General features: G+C 61.5%; 17 protein-coding genes and 1 pseudogene. 4 read left to right on the top strand and 14 right to left on the bottom strand.

Features of this window, described 5'->3' with window-relative positions; translation table 11 throughout:
* The 11 genes from NKJ89_RS29660 to NKJ89_RS29610 form a co-directional block, all read right to left on the bottom strand.
* On the bottom strand, positions 1–874 hold an 874-nt coding region (locus NKJ89_RS29660), incomplete at its 3' end, for a biotin/lipoyl-containing protein (RefSeq protein WP_352607718.1).
* An 18-nt stretch (positions 875–892) separates the two neighbouring features.
* Entirely contained in the window at positions 893–2,293 is a 1,401-nt protein-coding gene (locus NKJ89_RS29655) for a pyruvate dehydrogenase complex E1 component subunit beta (protein ID WP_352607716.1), read from the bottom strand.
* Between the two features lie 15 nt (positions 2,294–2,308).
* Entirely contained in the window at positions 2,309–3,346 is a 1,038-nt protein-coding gene (gene pdhA, locus NKJ89_RS29650) for a pyruvate dehydrogenase (acetyl-transferring) E1 component subunit alpha (RefSeq protein WP_352607714.1), read from the bottom strand.
* Between the two features lie 194 nt (positions 3,347–3,540).
* Entirely contained in the window at positions 3,541–3,864 is a 324-nt protein-coding gene (locus NKJ89_RS29645; RefSeq protein WP_352607712.1) for an FtsB family cell division protein, read from the bottom strand.
* Positions 3,865–4,027: 163 nt separating this feature from the next.
* A complete protein-coding gene (gene eno, locus NKJ89_RS29640; protein WP_023757929.1) occupies positions 4,028–5,302 on the bottom strand; it encodes a phosphopyruvate hydratase in 1,275 nt (424 codons plus the stop codon).
* Between the two features lie 393 nt (positions 5,303–5,695).
* A complete protein-coding gene (locus tag NKJ89_RS29635) occupies positions 5,696–6,061 on the bottom strand; it encodes a PRC-barrel domain-containing protein (protein WP_023757931.1) in 366 nt (121 codons plus the stop codon).
* An 84-nt stretch (positions 6,062–6,145) separates the two neighbouring features.
* On the bottom strand, positions 6,146–6,349 hold the full coding sequence (locus NKJ89_RS29630) for a dodecin family protein (protein ID WP_352486701.1): 204 nt from the start codon (positions 6,347–6,349) through the stop codon (positions 6,146–6,148).
* Between the two features lie 96 nt (positions 6,350–6,445).
* Entirely contained in the window at positions 6,446–7,291 is an 846-nt protein-coding gene (kdsA, locus tag NKJ89_RS29625; RefSeq protein WP_352607710.1) for a 3-deoxy-8-phosphooctulonate synthase, read from the bottom strand.
* Positions 7,288–8,178, bottom strand: a complete 891-nt coding sequence (locus NKJ89_RS29620) for a VOC family protein (protein ID WP_352607708.1) — start codon at positions 8,176–8,178, stop codon at positions 7,288–7,290. The genes kdsA and NKJ89_RS29620 overlap by 4 nt, the downstream gene beginning before the upstream one ends.
* A gap of 73 nt (positions 8,179–8,251) precedes the next feature.
* Positions 8,252–8,542: a Dabb family protein gene (locus tag NKJ89_RS29615; protein WP_023757935.1), complete on the bottom strand. Its 291-nt coding sequence runs from the start codon at positions 8,540–8,542 to the stop codon at positions 8,252–8,254.
* A 99-nt stretch (positions 8,543–8,641) separates the two neighbouring features.
* Positions 8,642–8,776, bottom strand: coding sequence for a hypothetical protein (locus NKJ89_RS29610; RefSeq protein ID WP_023757936.1), 135 nt, complete (start codon positions 8,774–8,776; stop codon positions 8,642–8,644).
* A gap of 91 nt (positions 8,777–8,867) precedes the next feature.
* On the opposite strand from NKJ89_RS29610, the pseudogene NKJ89_RS29605 reads away from it, so the two are divergent.
* Together NKJ89_RS29605 and NKJ89_RS29600 are read left to right on the top strand one after the other, a co-directional pair.
* Positions 8,868–9,056: pseudogene (locus NKJ89_RS29605) on the top strand (DUF1365 family protein); the annotation flags it as partial.
* A gap of 60 nt (positions 9,057–9,116) precedes the next feature.
* Entirely contained in the window at positions 9,117–10,373 is a 1,257-nt protein-coding gene (locus NKJ89_RS29600; protein ID WP_352607706.1) for a class I SAM-dependent methyltransferase, read from the top strand.
* A gap of 46 nt (positions 10,374–10,419) precedes the next feature.
* Here the strand turns inward: NKJ89_RS29600 and NKJ89_RS29595 are convergent, their stop codons facing one another.
* Both NKJ89_RS29595 and NKJ89_RS29590 read right to left on the bottom strand, forming a co-directional pair.
* Positions 10,420–12,399: a bifunctional 2',3'-cyclic-nucleotide 2'-phosphodiesterase/3'-nucleotidase gene (locus NKJ89_RS29595; protein ID WP_352607704.1), complete on the bottom strand. Its 1,980-nt coding sequence runs from the start codon at positions 12,397–12,399 to the stop codon at positions 10,420–10,422.
* A gap of 211 nt (positions 12,400–12,610) precedes the next feature.
* On the bottom strand, positions 12,611–13,876 hold the full coding sequence (locus NKJ89_RS29590) for an NAD(P)/FAD-dependent oxidoreductase (RefSeq protein ID WP_352607701.1): 1,266 nt from the start codon (positions 13,874–13,876) through the stop codon (positions 12,611–12,613).
* A 166-nt stretch (positions 13,877–14,042) separates the two neighbouring features.
* On the opposite strand from NKJ89_RS29590, the gene NKJ89_RS29585 reads away from it, so the two are divergent.
* Positions 14,043–14,705 (top strand): 5-formyltetrahydrofolate cyclo-ligase, encoded by a 663-nt coding sequence (locus NKJ89_RS29585; protein ID WP_352607698.1) that lies wholly within the window; start codon positions 14,043–14,045, stop codon positions 14,703–14,705.
* A 140-nt stretch (positions 14,706–14,845) separates the two neighbouring features.
* On the opposite strand, the gene NKJ89_RS29580 is transcribed toward NKJ89_RS29585, so the two are convergent.
* Positions 14,846–15,319 (bottom strand): Lrp/AsnC family transcriptional regulator, encoded by a 474-nt coding sequence (locus tag NKJ89_RS29580; protein ID WP_013531467.1) that lies wholly within the window; start codon positions 15,317–15,319, stop codon positions 14,846–14,848.
* Positions 15,320–15,477: 158 nt separating this feature from the next.
* On the opposite strand from NKJ89_RS29580, the gene ald reads away from it, so the two are divergent.
* Positions 15,478–16,593: an alanine dehydrogenase gene (gene ald, locus NKJ89_RS29575; protein WP_352607696.1), complete on the top strand. Its 1,116-nt coding sequence runs from the start codon at positions 15,478–15,480 to the stop codon at positions 16,591–16,593.
* Positions 16,594–16,595: the final 2 nt, after the last annotated feature.

Here is a 16,595-nt window from a genome sequence, read left to right as displayed (position 1 = left end):
TGACCATGTCGTTGACCGACAGCTTGTAGGCGGGAGCGTCGCCCTTGTCGGTTTTCTTCACCGGGGCTGCCGCATTGATCTGCGTGCGTAGCGCAAGCAGTGCATCGAGTTCGCAATCGAGCGTCAGGTAGAAATGCGGGATGGTGGTCTTGGCCTCGACCAGTCGCCGCGCGATGGTCTTGCGCATGTTGTCATGCGGAACGAGTTCATAGGAGCCCTGCTCGAACAGCTTCAGCACCTGATCGTCCGACATCGCTTTCACCGCAGGGGCAGCAGCCGGCGCGCCGGCGGGCGCGGCCTTGGCGGCAGGCGCCTTGGCGCCGCCACCGGCAATCGCCGCGTCGACATCGGCCTTGACCACACGGCCATGGGGGCCGGTGCCCGTCACGGCAGACACATCGACGCCGGCTTCCCTGGCGATGCGGCGTGCGAGCGGCGAGGCGAAGGTACGCTCGCCAGTTGCATGGCCGTTGGCGACCGGAGCCGACTCTGCCTTGGGGGCGGTTGCAGCAGGCTCGGCCTTTGGTGTCTCGGCCTTCGGTGCTTCAGCCTTGGGAGCCTCTGCTTTCGGCGCCTCGGCTTTCGCTGGTTCGGCAGCTCCACCGTTCTTCGCAGCAGCCGCTGTGTCCTCGCCTTCGGCGGCGAGGACGGCAATCAGCGCATTGACTTTCACGCCTTCGGTGCCGGCGGGAACGACGAGCTTGGCAACGGTGCCTTCATCGACGGCCTCGACTTCCATCGTCGCCTTGTCGGTCTCGATCTCGGCTATGACATCGCCCGGCGAAACCTTGTCGCCTTCCTTGACGAGCCATTTGGAGAGATTGCCCTCTTCCATCGTGGGCGACAGGGCCGGCATGGTGATGTTGATTGGCATTTCGTCCTCCCGCCCGATTCAGCGATACGTGACGGCTTTGACCGCCTCGATGACCTCGCCGACATTCGGCAAAGCCAGCTTCTCGAGGTTGGCCGCATAGGGCATCGGCACATCCTTGCCGGCAACGGTGATCACCGGAGCGTCGAGGAAGTCGAAGGCGCGCTGCGACACCTGGTTGGCGATATGGTCGCCGACCGAACTCTGCGGGTAGCCTTCCTCCACCACAACCAACCGGTTGGTCTTCTTGACCGAAGCTATGATGGTGTCGAGGTCGAGCGGCCGGATGGTCCTGAGATCGATGATCTCGACGTCGACGCCCAGGCCGCGCAGTTCGGCCTCTGCCTTCAACGCATAGGTCATGCCGATGCCGAAAGAGACGATAGTGACGTCCTTGCCAGTCTTGTGGATGCGCGCCTTGCCGATCGGCAACACGAAATCGTCCAGCTTAGGGACGTCGAAGGACTGCCCGTAAAGGATCTCGTTCTCGAGGAAGATGATCGGATTCGGGTCGCGGATCGCCGCCTTGAGCAAACCCTTGGCATCGGCGGCGGTGTAAGGCATCACCACTTTCAGGCCCGGAATGTGGCTGTACCAAGCGGCGTAGCACTGCGAGTGCTGGGCAGCGACCCTGGCAGCAGCGCCGTTCGGTCCCCGGAACACGATCGGCGCGCCCATCTGGCCGCCCGACATATAGAGCGTCTTGGCGGCGGAGTTGATGATCTGGTCGATCGCCTGCATGGCGAAGTTGAAGGTCATGAACTCCACGATCGGCTTCAGGCCGGCCATCGCAGCACCCACGCCGACGCCGGCAAAGCCGTGCTCGGTGATCGGCGTATCGACGACGCGCCGCGGCCCGAACTCCTGCAGCAGGCCTTGCGTGATCTTGTAGGCGCCTTGGTACTCGGCGACTTCCTCGCCCATGACGAAGACATCGCCGTCGCGGCGCATTTCCTCGGCCATGGCATCGCGCAGTGCCTCGCGCACCGTGGTCGAGACCATTTCCGTGCCGGCCGGAATGTCCGGATCGGCGGCGATCTCGGTCTTCGGAGCGGCAGCGACCGGTGCGGCGGCGGGCTTTGCGGCCTCCGCCTTGTCTTTGGCGACTGGAGCCTCGGCTTTATCAGGCGCTTCCGCCTTGGCGGGAGCCGCGGACTTGCCGATATCTCCGGCGCTTTCGCCATCCTGCAGAAGCACTGCGATCGGCGTGTTGACCTTGACGCCTTCGGTGCCGGCGGCAATCAGGATCTTGCCCAGCGTGCCTTCGTCAACGGCTTCGACTTCCATCGTCGCCTTGTCGGTCTCGATCTCGGCGATGACGTCGCCGGCGACGACCTTGTCACCCTCGTTCTTCAACCACTTGGAAAGATTGCCCTCTTCCATGGTCGGCGAGAGAGCGGGCATGAGAATTTCGATCGGCATGTCCTTGCCCTCCCGTTACAATACGATGTCGGTCCAGAGCTCGGACGGATCCGGCTCCGCGTCGTGCTGGGCAAATTCGGCGGCATCCGCAACGATGTCGCGAACCTCCTTGTCGATGGCCTTCAGCTCATCCTCGGTCGCCCACTTCTTCTCGGTCAACCGCGCCTTGACCTGCTCGATTGGGTCATGGTCCGAGCGCATCTTCTGCACTTCTTCCTTGGAGCGGTATTTCGCCGGGTCGGACATCGAGTGACCGCGATAGCGGTAGGTCTGCATTTCGAGAATGATCGGCCCGTTGCCGGCCCGACACCATTCCGTCGCCTGATCGCCCGCGGCCTTCACGGCGCGCACATCCATGCCGTCGACCTGGATGCCGGGAATCTTGAACGAGGCGCCGCGATGCGAAAAATTGGTTTCCGCCGAGGAGCGCGAAACCGAGGTGCCCATGGCGTAGCGGTTGTTCTCGATGATGTAGATCACCGGCAGCTTCCACAGCGAGGCCATGTTGAAGCTTTCATAGACCTGGCCCTGATTGGCCGCACCGTCGCCGAAATAGGTCAGCGAGACATTGTTGTTGTCGCGGTAGCGGTTGGCGAAGGCCAGCCCGGTGCCGAGCGACACCTGCGCGCCGACGATGCCGTGGCCACCGTAAAAATGCTTTTCCTTGGAGAACATATGCATGGAGCCGCCCTTGCCCCGTGACAGGCCGCCGCGACGTCCGGTCAGCTCTGCCATGACGCCGCGTGGCGACAGTTCCATGGCCAGCATGTGGCCATGGTCGCGATAGGCGGTGATCATCTGATCGCCGTCGATAAGCGCCATCTTCATGCCGGTCACGACTGCTTCCTGGCCGATGTAGAGGTGGCAGAAGCCGCCAATGAAACCCATGCCGTAAAGCTGGCCGGCCTTTTCCTCGAAACGGCGGATGAGCAGCATGTGCCGGTAGGCAGCGAGCTCTTCGTCCTTGGTGAATTCGGCAGGCTTGGGAGCCGAAAGCCCCGATTTACCGTCGGATTTGGATTTGGCAGGCGCTTTTCTGGCGGCGGTAGCCATGCATCACTCCCTGTTGGCGTCTCTTTGTGGACATTTGAGCAAGATGAAATCTGCCCCGGGGAGATCAGCTCCTCCCCACCGATTTGCGGGAGGCTAACACGCGTCAGAGCGTTGCGCCATGCCGAAATTGCATAGCTGGCATGCGCCTAAGCGATTAAAATCATTGAAAATATTGGCGATTAACTAAATATAGGTTATTTCCGTGAGGCCGGCAACATGATGGTGATTTCATCAGCCTGGGACAAATTGAGCGCCTTGCGCGCCTGCTCGTCGAGCATGTCCTTCTCAAGCGTGCCTTCATGCATGAGCCGAACACGCCGCTCGAGTTCCATCCGACGCGCTTTGATCGCATCGAGCTGGCTTTGCAGCGCAACCGTTTGGGCTTCCAGCTGGTATTTCGAGTTGATGCCGAATTCGCCATGATAGGCATGAAAGCCGAAATAGGCCAGGAACGCCGCGCAGAGCGAGGGGATGATCAGCCGGCCGGTGTTTCTCTGCTTATGCTGACGCGTCCACATCGCTCGAATCCTCGCAGCCGCGAACTCAGGCGGCTCAGGATCTTTTCGCCCGATTGTGCTTAACGGACGGTTACGGATGACGGGCTTAGCGCCCGCCGAAATGAAAAAGGGCAGGAATGCCCCGCCCTTTCATCCAATATACAGGGATTCCAAGTGTTCGGGATCAGCCCTTGACTACCGACTTGCCGGCATAGCTTGCCTGCTTGCCAAGCTGTTCCTCGATGCGGATCAGCTGGTTGTATTTGGCCATGCGGTCCGAGCGCGACAGCGAGCCGGTCTTGATCTGTCCGCAATTGGTGGCAACGGCGAGATCGGCGATCGTCGAATCCTCGGTTTCGCCCGAACGATGCGACATGACGGCGGTGTAGCCGGCCTTGTGCGCGGTCTCGACGGCGTCGAGCGTTTCCGTCAGCGAGCCGATCTGATTGACCTTGACCAGGATCGAATTGGCAACACCCATGCGGATGCCGTCGCGCAGCCGTGCGGTGTTGGTGACGAACAAATCGTCGCCGACCAACTGGGTCTTCTTGCCGATCAGGTCGGTGAGGTACTTCCAGCCTTCCCAGTCGTCCTCGGCCAGGCCATCCTCGATCGAGATGATCGGATAGTCGGCGGCGAGCTTGGCCAGGTATTTGGCCTGGGCCTTGGGATCCCGCGTCTTCTTCTCGCCTTCATAGACATAATTGCTGTCCTTGAAGAACTCGGTTGCGGCGCAATCGAGACCGAGCGCAATCTCTTCGCCTGGCTTGAAGCCGGCCTGCTCGATCGATTCCATGATGAAATCGAGCGCCACTGGCGCACTCTTCAGGTTCGGGGCAAAGCCGCCCTCGTCGCCGACATTGGTGTTGTGACCCGCGTCCTTCAGCTTCTTGCGCAGCGTGTGGAATATCTCCGAACCCCAGCGAACACCTTCGCGCAGCGTCGGCGCGCCGATCGGCAGGATCATGAATTCCTGGAAGTCGATCGGATTGTCGGCATGGGCGCCACCATTGATGATGTTCATCATCGGCACCGGCAGGACATGCGCCTTTGTGCCGCCGACATAACGATAGAGCGGCAGGCCAGCAGCTTCGGCCGCTGCCTTGGCCACCGCCAGCGACACGCCGAGAATGGCGTTGGCGCCGAGGCGGCTCTTGTTGGGTGTGCCGTCAAGCTCGATCATGGTCTGGTCGATATGGATCTGGTTTTCGGCTTCCATGCCGCCGATCGCCTCGAACAGCTCGCCGTTGACCGCTTCGACGGCCTTGAGCACGCCCTTGCCGAGATAGCGGGCGCCGCCGTCACGCAGTTCCACGGCCTCGTGGGCGCCGGTCGAAGCGCCCGATGGCACCGCCGCGCGGCCCATCGAGCCGTCTTCGAGAATGACATCGACCTCGACGGTCGGATTTCCACGGCTGTCCAGGATTTCACGCCCGACAATGTCGACGATGGCGGTCATTGCAATGTCCTCGATTGATCTGAAGAAGCGTCGCGCCCCTCTTAGCCAAAGTGCTGCAAAAGGCAATCGGCCGGCGCGCAATTATTGCCTTGGCGTCTATTGCCTTGGCGTCAACCCCCAACGATTCACGAAGCGCAAATCGCTGTCATCATAAGTCATGTGCGGCAGGGCCGCTTCCGGCTATGGTGCGGGTGCGCGGGGCGAAACAGGAGGAGTTTCGCCATGTCCCAGTTGAGTGGTATCGTGTGTCTGTTCCTGATCGCGGCTGCGTTCCTGACGTCGTGCAACAACCAGCAGTCGCCGCCCAAGGCGATGGCCCCCTTGCAGATCAGCAAATAGCTGCCGCATCAAACAAAATGGCCCCGTCGAGACGGGGCCATTTTGTTTGAGCCGTCAATGCCAGTAGGGCGTGACCTTGTAGTAGTCGTAGGATGCGTCGCGAGCGATCTCGCCATCCGCGCCGGCTAGTTCATTGATCGAATAGGCAGGTGCGGCCTTCAACTGCTCCTTGGAGAACGGTACGACATAGCCGCCCTTGTCCTCGTCATAGTCGAGACTCGCCCACGGTATCGCGTGATACTTCTCGCCGATGCCGAGGAAGCCGCCAAAACCGATCACCGCGAACATGATGCCGTTCGACATCTTGTCGAGCATGACGTCCTGGATGGTGCCGATGCTTCTGCCTTCGGTGTTGTAGACCGACGTGCCGATGACTCGCGAAGCCGCGATAGCTTCGGTGTGGCCAGTCTGGGTTGTCATGGTCTTGCTCCTCATTGTCGTTGAACTCTGCTTGGACAATGAGGGCTGCGGGCGAAGGTTCCCGACTTTTTCGGCGGCCGTCGGTCACTCCGCGAGGATGAAAGTGACCTTCATATTAACGCGATAGGCGGCGATCTTGCCGTCCTGGACGACGATCTTCTGATCCTGGATCCAAGCACCTTCGACGTTCTTCAGGGTTTTCGATGCTCGCGCAATCCCCTGTTCGATGGCGTCTTGAAAGCTCTTCTTCGACGACGACGTGATTTCGGTGACGCGGGCGACGGACATGGCTTCCTCCTGCCAAAGCGCTCATTTGCCAGGCAAAGCGTACAGCCGGCCCATGCCTTCCACAAGCGCCGGCAGTCGGCAGGGGATGCGACTGGCTTAGTGACCCTTGGCGATGCGATCGAATGCCATCAGCCGTTCGAGCAGGGCCGGCATGTCCTTCAGTGGCAGCATGTTCGGACCGTCGGAAGAGGTCGAATTGTCAGGATCCTGGTGGGTTTCGATGAAAACGCCGGCGACGCCGACAGCGACGGCGGCACGGGCAAGAGTCTCGACAAAGCGGCGCTCGCCGCCCGAGGAACCACCCTGCCCGCCAGGCTGCTGCACCGAATGCGTGGCGTCGAAGATCACCGGCGCGCCGATCTCGGCCATGACTGGCAAAGCGCGCATGTCGGACACCAGCGTATTGTAGCCGAAGGAGGCGCCGCGCTCGGTGGTCAGCACATTGGCGTTGCCGGAACCAGTGATCTTGGCGACGACGTTCTTCATGTCCCAAGGAGCTAGGAACTGTCCCTTCTTCACGTTGATGACCTTGCCGGTCCTGGCGGCGGCGACCAGCATGTCGGTCTGGCGTGACAGGAAAGCCGGAATTTGCAGGACGTCGACATGCGGCGCGACGATGGCGCACTGCTCCTCTGTGTGGACATCGGTCAGCACGGAAAGCGAAAATTCCTTGCGCAGTTCGTCGAAAACGGGAAGGGCTGCATCCATGCCGGCACCCCGCGTCGCCGACAGCGAGGTGCGGTTGGCCTTGTCGTAGCTGGTCTTGTAGACGAGGCCTATGCCGAGCTTGCCGGTCAGTTCCTTCAGCGCGCCGGCCATGTCGAAGGCATGCTGGCGCGATTCAAACTGGCAAGGGCCCGCGATCAGCGACAGAGCCGCCTTGTTGTCGAAGACGACATTGCCGACGGTTACCGACGAATTGGGCGCCAGGGGTTTGCTCATGGGATCTCCCGGAAGATGAAGGCCGCGCCCTGTCCGGGTGCAGGCTGCACGACGATATCATGGCCGGCTATATCGTGTTGGATGGAATTGGCTGCAAGCAGCCTCGATGTCACATCGGCGCTCCGCACCGAAAAGACGACCGCGGCGAAGCGAAGGTTCGTCGGCCGGCCGGCAGGCAGGCCGTAACGCGCGGTGAAAGATGCTGGGTCGAGCACGTTCAAACTTGCATTCGGCAAGTGAAATGTGCCGCCCTGGCCATCGGCGGTCGGATCGCCCACCGCCACCGAAATCAATCCATGCTGTTCGGCAGGTTGATCGCTGACCGCCACGATCTCGACAATTCCAGTGGCGCCGTTGGCGTGCGCCTGCAAAGCCGCGCGGTCCACCTTCGGCGCGTTGACCCGCTCGCAGGCAAACCCGAAGGCGTTCGCGGCCTTGGCTCCCGCCGCAAAGGCGAGCTTGAACGATGCGATGTCGCTTTTCCCAGCCGAGTCCATGAAGGCGCGCGAAAAGCTCAGCATGTCTCCCGCCGAGATGCCGGCCGCGAGGTAGCGCGCATGGTCTTCATCCGCGTTGCTGGTCCCCAGGACCACGGCGGAAAATCCCTCGCCGCCATGGTTGTTGCGATAGAGCCGGTCGCGCGCGACGAACACATTGCCATCGGCAATGGCTGTCGTCGCCACTTGTCCATCGCCGATTGCGAGCGGTTCGAGATAGGTGCCGTCGGCGAGGAACACACAACAGTTTTCGGTCCCGAAGGGATGTATCCCGGTCGGAGCAACAACGAAGCCGAGCGCGGTAAGCCGGGCACGCGCCACATCGAGGTTCTGCGTGGGCAGCACCAGGTGATCGAGCGGATGGGTGCCGGCAGCTGTGTTTCGGGTCATGCAGGCGCGATGTGCATCATTCTGCAAGGCGGTTCAAGGCTTGATCGCAATCGCGGCTGGAGCGTAGTCTCGATCAGCTCCCCGCGATGACATCGGCCGAATAACGAAGTTCTCGCATTGGTTTGACCTTGCTGGTGGTCCGCGCATAGAGCGGGTGCGCCTTGTAGGCGGCCAGCGCGGCGGCATCGGCGAATTCCGCATAAACGACCACATCGACCTCGTCCGACAGTGGATCCACCTTGGTGTTCAGCGTCACTTCAAAGAGGCTGGAATGAGGAATGTCGCCGAGCGCAAGCAGGCCCGCGCGCACCGCCTCCACGTCCTCCTTGCGCCGCGCGCTGAAGAAAACGATATGCCGGATCAACGCCGCCTCCTCGATCTAAATGCCGGAGGTCTTTTGTGACGGCATGACGGTGGCGTCAATCGACAAGGATGTCGCGGCTGCCGGTGATTCGAGTGGACGCTAGATATTGCTGGTGACGGACCGCACGACGTGCGTGGCACCCCTCACCGTAGAGTCGAGATACCGGCCCTGATTGTATATGCCATCCCAGATCAGGAAAAACGCGACGGCGGCAATGACGGCTACATAACGCATTGCTAAATCTATCGCATAGGTCATGCCGCAGCCATAGTGTTTTTGGCGCGTTCCGCAAAAAGTCAGATACACCGCTGACGAGCGCCAATCACTTGGCACAGCCCGGCTTGCAGCCTGCCTCTTGAAGTTCTCCCTCATGACGTGGAAGATTGCCGCAGGGGTTCACTGGGAAGCGCTGAAGCTCAGGCGAAAAAAGGGCGCGCGCTTTCGTTCGAAACCGCCGATCGCGGAACCGGTCAGCTACCGGGATCAGGCAACAGCGTTCGAACCTGGCGAATGAACCGCGAGAACGGTGCTCGGCAATTTGCGCCGATACCGCGGAGGTCAGGGGGCGAGTGAGATGGCACACAAGGAACATCATGGCCTAGCGTCGAGCGACGCGGTCAGGCTCGACGAATTCAACTTCGCCGAGATCGTCAAGGGTCTACCGGCCAAGGCGCGCATGGTGCTGTCGGCGGCGATGAACCTGCCGCGCGGTTCGCTAAAGGTCAGAATGCCCGACGGTCGCGCCGTCCTCGTCGGCGGCAAGGGACCCGGCCCGGACGCCGAACTGGTGCTCAAGAATTGGCGACTGCCCGGCCGCGCCTTTTCCGGTGGCACGATCGGCGTGGCCGAATCCTACATGGATGGTGATTGGGATAGCCCCGATGTGACCAGTTTCCTGGAGCTGTTCGTGATCAATTCGGCCATCGGCGAGCGTATCGCGGGTGGCGCCAACTGGCTGATCAACACCGTCCAGCGCATTCGCCACTGGTTCAACCAGAACACACGCACCGGCTCGGCGCGCAACATCTCGGCGCATTACGACCTTGGCAACGCCTTCTATAAGCAATGGCTCGATCCGAGCATGACCTATTCCTCAGCACTCTACACGACCGGTGCCAACGACCTCGAAGGCGCCCAGGCCGCCAAATATCGCGCGCTGGCGAAGGACATAGGCATCGGCCCGAAGGACCACGTGCTGGAAATCGGCTGCGGTTGGGGTGGCTTCGCCGAATTCGCGGCGCGCGAGATCGGTTGTCGGGTGACCGGGCTGACGATCAGCCGCGAGCAGCACGACTTCGCCACGGCGCGCATCGCCAAGGCCGGGCTTGCCAATAAGGTCGACATCAAGCTGCAGGACTATCGCGACGAAACCGGCACCTATGACCGCATTGCCTCGATCGAGATGTTCGAGGCCGTAGGCGAAAAATACTGGCCATTGTTCTTCAGCAAGATGAAGGCATGTCTAAAGCCCGGCGGTACGGCCGGGCTGCAGATCATCACCATCAACGAAGCTTCTTACGGCACCTATCGCGCCAGGCCGGATTTCATCCAGCGCTACGTGTTCCCAGGTGGCATGCTGCCGACCCCATCGATCCTGAAGTCACTTGGCAAAGATCACGGTCTTGCCCATCTGCGCGAGCGTATCTTTCCGGACGACTACGCGCGCACGCTCGCCGAATGGCGCCTCCGGTTCTGGGCCTCATGGGAGAAGATCGTCCCGCTCGGCTTCGACGACCGTTTCAAGAAGCTCTGGGAGTTCTACCTGCATTATTGCGAGGCCGGATTCCGCGCCAGCTACATCGACGTGCGCCAGGTGGTCTACAAGGCGTAGGTCGACGCGCCGTGACGGCATGGAACCGAGCTTCGAACAGCAGTGGTCAGAGCAGGATGCGGTATTTCGCGAAGCCTGCCTCGCCCTCGCCCGCCGCTTCGATCTTCAGCGATTTCACCTGCGCAATGAAATCCTTCGCCTTGGCGCCGGTTTCGAACACCACGCTGGTTCCAGGCATCGGCACGAACGACCAGTTATCGTCCGCAGACGGGTTGATCGTGCCCTCGCTGACGATGTAACGAACGATGACGTCGCGATTGGTGTCCGGCGCTTCGTAGATGATCTTCGAAGCATCGATGTCAGGGAAATTGCCACCGCCGCCGGCACGATAATTGTTGGTCGCGACGACGAATTTCCGTTTGGGATCAATTGGTTTTCCGTCGAACATCAAGTCGACGATACGATTGGCGCCAGCATTCGCCAGCCCGCCCTTGGCATCATATTTCGGCGGCTGCGACAGGTCTATCCTGTAGGTGACGCCATCGATGACGTCGAAGTTGTAGGACGGGAAGTCGGTGTTGATGAGGGCCTGGTCGGCTCTCCCTGGCTCGATCCAGTTGAAGATGCCGGCCGACATTTCCAGCCATTCCTTGACCTCAGCCCCGGTGATTTCGACCGCGCGCACGGTGTTGGGATAGAGATAGAGGTCGGCAACGTTCTTGATGGCGATGTCGCCTGCAGGCACGTCGGTATAGTAGTCGGCGCCGTTGCGTCCGCCGGCCTTGAAGGGAGCTGCGGCCGACAGCAGCGGCAGGTCCTTCCATTGCGTGTTCTTGAGAATATCCCTGAGATACCAGGTCTGCGCCTGACTGACGACCTGCACCGACGGATCGTCGGCGACCAGCGCGAAATAGGAATAGAGCGGCGCGGAGGTCTTGCCGACCGGCCGACGCACATAGGCCAGCGTCGCCTGGTGATCCTGTTCGAGTGCCGCGATGATGCGGTTGTCGTCCGGGACGGTCGGCTTGTTCTTGTTGTCGACGCGTTCGAAGATCGGCCGCGCCTCCGAGGTGGCTGAAACGACCTTCCATTTCGACCCGTCGCGCTCCAGCATCAGGTCGATCAGTCCCATATGCGAACCCCAGAAGCCACCCATGACGGCGGGCTTGCCCTGCAGCGTGCCTTTCTGCGTGTCGACGCCCTCAAGCGACTGGAAGTCCTTCTTGCCGGGGAACACCAGATGCTGGTGACCGGTGAACACCGCATCGATGCCGTCGACACCGGCGACGAAGAACGAGGCGTTCTCCATCATGTCGCCGTGCTTAACGTCGATGCCGGAATGCGAGAGCGCAATGACGATGTCGGCGCCCTCTTCCTTCATCTGCGGCACCCAGGCCTTGGCCGCCTCGACGATGTCGCGCGTCTTGACGCTGCCCTCCAGGTTCTTGAGATCCCAGACCATGATCTGTGGCGGCACGAAGCCGATGATGCCGATCCTGATCGGCTGTTCGGCACCTGAGCCGTCCTTGATCTTCTTGTCGAGGATGACATAGGGCTTCAGATAGAGCTTGTCGTCGCGCGGGTTCGCGGCAAGTTCGGTGCCGCGGATCAAATTGGCGCAGACGAAGGGAAAATTGGCGCCGGCCAGCACTTTGTCCAGGAACGACAGGCCATAGTTGAACTCGTGATTGCCGAGTGTCGAGCACTCGTAGCCGAGCAGGTTCATGCCTTTCATGATCGGATGCAGGTCGCCGTCCTTCAGCCCTTTCTCATAGGCGATGTAGTCGCCCATCGGATTGCCTTGCAGCAGGTCGCCATTGTCGATCAGCATCGAATTGCTGGCTTGCTTGCGCACCACATCGATCAGGGAAGCCGTGCGCGACAGGCCCAGCGTGTCGTTCGCCTTGTCGGCGTAGTAGTCGTAAGGCAGCACGTTCACATGGATATCGGTGGTCTCCATGATCCGCAGATGCGCCTGATTGCCTTGAGCGCGAGCCGAAAACGGATGCAGCACGATCAGCGCCCCTGTGGCGGCTGCACCCACAAGCAGATCACGGCGGGAGACGGGATGGAGCAGTTGCGACATGTTTTTTTCCTTCGACGACGGGACGAGAGTCCGTTTGTTGCAGCATGATCTTTTCTCCGAAACCGGTCCCCTCTTTTCGGGATCATGCCTGCCTTGCCCCGAAGCGAACTTCGCTCTGAAACTCATGCGAGTCCATTCAAGAAGTCGCGCGGATCGAACATCAGTCGATCAGCAACAGATGACGAGCGGATGAATGGTCCGGGTGAAGAAATCAGCTCTTGTCGTCGTCGCCTTGCGTGATCAGTCGCGCGCTGCGCTGGCCCGTCGCGTAGATCCATAGCCAGCTCAACGAAACCGCAAGCCGGTTGCGAAAGCCGATCAGGAAATAGATGTGCGCGATCCCCCACAGCCACCAAGCCGCCCAGCCAGTCAGCTTGATCCAGCCGAAGTCGATCACGGCGGCACGCTTGCCGATCGTGGCGAGATCGCCGTCATGCCGGTAGCGGAACGGCCGCGGGCTGATGTCGCCGGCGAGCCGTGCCTTCAGAATGGCGGCAACATGCCGACCCTGCTGTTTGGCGGCGGGCGCCACGCCGGGAACGGGCCGCCCGTCCGGCCGCAGGACATGCGCGGCATCGCCGATGACGAAAATCTCCGGGCTGCCAGGGACGCTCAAATCGGGTTCGACCAGCACCCTGCCCGCCCGATCCGCCGCCGCGCCGAGCCATTCGGCGGCCGGTGAAGCCGCAACACCTGCAGCCCACAGGATTGTCTTCGCAGCCAGACGTTTGTCGCCGAAGACGACGCCCTCGGCGTCGCAACGCGTAACGGCCCGGCCGAGTTCGACCGTCACGCCGAGCCGCTCGAGCGCCTTCGATGCATAGTCGGAAAGCTTTGGTGCGAAATTGGCCAGAATCCGGTCGCCGGCCTCGATCAGCACCACGCGCGTCTGCCGTGTGTCGATGTTGCGGAACTCGCCGTGCAGCGTGTCATGCGCCAGTTCGACGATTGTGCCGGCAAGCTCAACGCCGGTCGGCCCGCCGCCGACGATCGCAATGGTCAGCAGAGCCTGGCGTTGGGCGGGATCGGCCTCCCGCTCGGCCTGCTCGAAAGCCAGAAGAATGCGCCGTCGAACAGTGGTGGCGTCCTCCAGCGTCTTTAGGCCAGGCGCGAAAGGCTCCCACTCGTCATGGCCGAAATAGGCATGGCGGGCACCGGTGGCGAGCAGCAGCGTATCGTAGGCGACCGCGCTGCCATCTTCGAGCAGCACGCGTTTGCCGGCGCGATCGACGCCGACGACATTGGCTAACAACGTCGTCACGTCCTTGCGCTTGTGCAGCAGGTGGCGGACCGGCCAGGCAATCTCGGACGTCGCCAGCGCCGTGGTCGCCACTTGGTACAGCAGCGGCTGGAAGAGGTGATGGTTGCGTTTGTCGATCATGGTGATGCGCACCGGTGCACCGCCAAGCGCACGTGTGAATTCGAGACCGCCGAAACCCGCGCCAACGACGACGACATGATGGCTGGCTTGGTTCATCTCAATTCACCCCAATGCATCCAACCCGATGTAGGTATTTTTGTGCACCGCAACAACGCTCCGTCCTTTGATGATTGCCTGGGAGTCGCCTTCGAATGTCGTGAATGCACATGTCGACGATCGTGGCCCGGTATAGCGTTCTTCAAAAAGCACCACGAGCTGAGGCATGGCCAATGATCAAGACGACGACGCTCCGACGCTGTATTCTTCGTCGCCCTGCTTCATGCATGAACTCGATCCGGAATTCCGTGTGCCTCTGAACGACTGGACTGATGTGAGACGCTGGCGCAAGACCGAGCGCGAACGCCTGATCGCGGCCCGCCTTGCCGTTTCGGCCGACGCGCGAACGGCAATGTCGCAGCGCATCGCCGAAGGTCTTGACGCGATCATCGGCGAGATCGCCGGCCGCATGGTCAGTCTCTACTGGCCGTTTCGCGGCGAGCCGGATCTGCGGCCATGGATGGCGTCCATCAATGCGCGCGGCGGCCGCACCGCCCTGCCCATCGTTGTCGAGAAAGCGCATCCCCTGATCTTTCGCGCCTACAAGCCGGGCGACCGGCTGGAGAAAGGCGTCTGGAACATCCCGATCCCAGCCGAGGGCGATCCGGTGCTGCCGGACATCGTCATCTCGCCGATCGTCGGCATCGATCCCCAAAACTACCGCCTGGGCTATGGCGGCGGCTTCTTCGACCGCACGCTGGCCGCGATGCCGTTCAAGCCGCTGGTCATCGGCGTCGGCTACGAGTTGCAGCGCATCGCCACCATCTACCCGCAGCCGCACGATATCCCGATGGATCGGATCGTGATCGAGGCATTCAAGATCGGTTAGCTGTGTTGAGATTCAGGTCAGGCCGAGTCGAGAATGGCGGGTTCCGAGAACCGGAACGGAGCGGACGTTTGAGTCCGTGAGTACCGGAAGCACAGGAAACTGCCGTTCGCAGGCCGGCATCACCTGAATATCGACACAGCTCAGGCCATTTCCGGCTTCATGCCCATGGCCGTGCGGTCGACGATTTCGCGTAGCGCAAAAGACGAGTTGATCTTGGTCACATGCGGCATCGCCGACAGCCATTCCTTGTGGATGCGCTCATAGTCGACGAGATCCTTTGCCGCGATCCTGAGAATATAATCGTATTCGCCAGACATCAGATGGCAGGACAGCACGTTCGGGCAGCGCTTGATCGCCGCCTCGAAATCCGACAGCGTCTTCTCGAATTGTCCCGACAAGGATATGTGCACGATCGCCGTCATCTGGTGGCCAAGCGCCGCATTGGAAAGCCGGGCATGGTAGCCGCGGATGGTTCCGGATTTCTCCAGGTTGTCGAGCCGGCGCGAACAAGCCGACTGCGACAGGCCAACCTTCTCGGCGAGCGCAGCATTGGGTATCCGGCCATCCTTCTGCAAAGCCTCGAGAATGGCGATATCAATCCTGTCGAGCGGCATTTTTCGTGAATCCTGCGAAAATTTGGCTGTTTGGCGCAACAATTATCGAAACGCGCCCGCTGACGCAAGCGCATTCGCAAACACCTGCGCACCGATTCGTGGTTCACTCCACCAACACAGGGAAGGAGCCCAATAGGGCCGGATCAGGGAGAAGAAAAATGCGCGTCGGCTGCCCCAAGGAAATCAAGAACCACGAATATCGCGTCGGCCTCACACCCGGCTCGGTCCGCGAGTATGTCGCCCATGGCCACGAAGTGCTGGTCGAGACCGGCGCCGGAGCCGGCATCGGGGCCGATGACAACGCCTATCGCGCCGCCGGTGCCACGATTGCCAAGACGGCTGCCGACGTGTTTGCCAAGTCGGACATGATCGTCAAGGTCAAGGAGCCGCAGCCCACCGAATGGGCGCAGCTTCGCGAAGGCCAGATCCTGTACACCTATCTTCATCTTGCTCCGGATCCGGAGCAGACCAAGGGCCTGCTCGCTTCCGGCGTGACCGCAATCGCCTACGAGACCGTGACCGACGATCGTGGCGGCCTGCCGCTGCTGGCGCCCATGTCTGAAGTCGCCGGACGCCTGTCGATCCAGGCCGGCGCCACGGCGCTTCAGAAGGCCAATGGCGGCCGCGGCGTGCTGCTCGGCGGCGTGCCCGGCGTGCTGCCCGGCAAGGTTGCCGTGCTCGGCGGCGGCGTCGTCGGTCTGCACGCTGCCAGGATGGCGGCGGGGCTTGGCGCCGATGTCACCATCATCGACCGCTCGATCCCGCGCCTGCGTCAGCTTGACGACCTCTTCGCCGGCCGCGTCCACACCCGTTACTCGACCGTCGAAGCGCTCGAAGAAGAATGCTTTTCAGCCGATATCGTCGTCGGGGCGGTGCTGATTCCGGGTGCCGCGGCGCCAAAACTGGTTTCGCGCGAAATGCTGTCAGGCATGAAGAAGGGCTCGGTGCTGGTCGACGTCGCCATCGATCAGGGTGGCTGCTTCGAGACCTCGCACGCCACCACCCATGCCGAGCCGACCTATGACGTTGACGGCGTCATCCATTATTGCGTCGCCAACATGCCGGGCGCGGTGCCGGTCACCTCGGCCCATGCGCTCAACAACGCGACGCTGCACTATGGCCTCCAGCTTGCGGACAAGGGCCTGAAGGCGCTGGTCGACGACCATCATTTGCGCAACGGGCTCAATGTCCACAAGGGCAAGATCACCAACCGCGCTGTCGCCGAGGCTCTCGGCTACGAACTGGTCGAGCCGAAAGCCGTTCTGGCCGCCTGATT

It is taken from the genome of Mesorhizobium sp. M0047 (genome assembly GCF_040323315.1).
Classification (GTDB): domain Bacteria; phylum Pseudomonadota; class Alphaproteobacteria; order Rhizobiales; family Rhizobiaceae; genus Mesorhizobium.
This window is presented reverse-complemented; position numbering and strand designations above follow the sequence as displayed.